Source organism: Variovorax sp. KK3, from assembly GCF_001984055.1.
Taxonomy (GTDB): Bacteria; Pseudomonadota; Gammaproteobacteria; order Burkholderiales; family Burkholderiaceae_C; genus Variovorax.
Genome location: NZ_LYVO01000173.1, coordinates 1 through 1553, shown reverse-complemented (window position 1 = coordinate 1553; position 1553 = coordinate 1). Strand labels below are relative to the sequence as shown.

The following is a 1553-nucleotide window of genomic DNA, read 5'->3' as shown; positions in this document are numbered from 1 at the left end:
CAGCGCTTCTTGACCGGCGGCAGGTCCGTGCAGCTGCCGTGAGCCACTTCGGCCGCCATGCCGATGCTCTCGCCGAGCGTCGGGTGCGGATGGATGGTCTTGCCGATGTCGATCGCGTCGGCGCCCATCTCGATCGCCAGGGCCACCTCGCCAATCATGTCGCCGGCATGCGTGCCGACGATGCCGCCACCGACGATGCGGTGCGTCTCGGCATCGAACAGCAGCTTGGTGAAGCCCTCGTCACGGCCGTTGGCGATGGCTCGGCCCGAGGCCGTCCACGGGAACAGGCCCTTCTCGACCTTCACGCCTTCGGCCTTGGCCTGGTCCTCGGTGAGGCCGACCCAGGCCACTTCCGGATCGGTGTAGGCCACGCTCGGGATCACGCGGGCATTGAAGGCGGCGCTGGACAGCTCCTTGTCGCCCTTCTGCTCGCCAGCGATCACCTCGGCCGCCACGTGCGCCTCGTGCACCGCCTTGTGTGCCAGCATGGGCTGGCCGACGATGTCGCCGATCGCGAAGATGTGCGGCACGTTGGTGCGCATCTGGATGTCGACCGGGATGAAGCCGCGGTCGCTCACGGTGACGCCAGCCTTCTCGGCACCGATCTTCTTGCCGTTGGGACTGCGGCCTACCGCCTGGAGCACCAGGTCGTACACCTGCGGCTCCTTGGGCGCCTGTTCGCCTTCGAAGGTGACACGGATGCCTTCTTTCGTGGCCTCGGCGCCGACCGTCTTGGTCTTGAGCATGATGTTGTCGAAGCGCGGCGTATTGAGCTTCTGCCACACCTTGACGAGGTCGCGGTCGGCGCCCTGCATCAGTCCGTCGAGCATCTCGACCACGTCGAGCCGCGCACCCAGCGTGGAATACACCGAGCCCATTTCGAGGCCGATGATGCCGCCGCCCAGGATCAGCATGCGCTTGGGGTCGAAGCCGAGTTCCAGCGCGCCGGTCGAGTCGACGACGCGCGGGTCCTTGGGCATGAAGGGCAGATGCACGGCCTGCGAGCCGGCCGCGATGATGCAGTGGCGGAAACGCACGGTCTTGCTGCTGCCGGTGGCGTCCTTGCCGTCGCCCGAGGTTTCGTTCACCTTGACGACGTAGGGGTCGACGAATTCGCCGATGCCGCGCACCGTGGTGACCTTGCGCATCTTCGCCATGGCGGTGAGGCCGCCGGTGAGCTTGCCCACCACCTTGTTCTTGCGGCCCAGCAGCTTGGCGCGGTCGATCACCGGTTCGTTGAAGGCGACGCCCAGGTCGGCGAAGTGCTTGACCTCGTCGATCACGGCCGCGACGTGCAGCAGCGCCTTGGAAGGAATGCAGCCGACGTTCAGGCAGACCCCGCCCAGCGTGGCATAGCGCTCGACCAGCACCACGTTGAGCCCCAGGTCGGCCGCGCGAAAGGCCGCGGAATACCCGCCAGGGCCGGCGCCGAGCACCAGCACGTCGCATTCGACATCGACCGAGCCGCTGTAGGTCGACGCCGGAGCCGGAGCCCGCGCGGGCGCGGGCGCGGCGGCAGGGGGCGCCGACGCGGCCGGGGCCGGGGCGGGCGA

At 68.4% G+C, this 1553-nt stretch carries 1 protein-coding gene; it reads right to left on the bottom strand.

Annotated features, from left to right (window positions below; all coding sequences use genetic code 11):
• On the bottom strand, window positions 1-1553 hold a 1553-nt coding region (lpdA, locus tag B0W80_RS33990; RefSeq protein ID WP_077003533.1), incomplete at both ends, for a dihydrolipoyl dehydrogenase.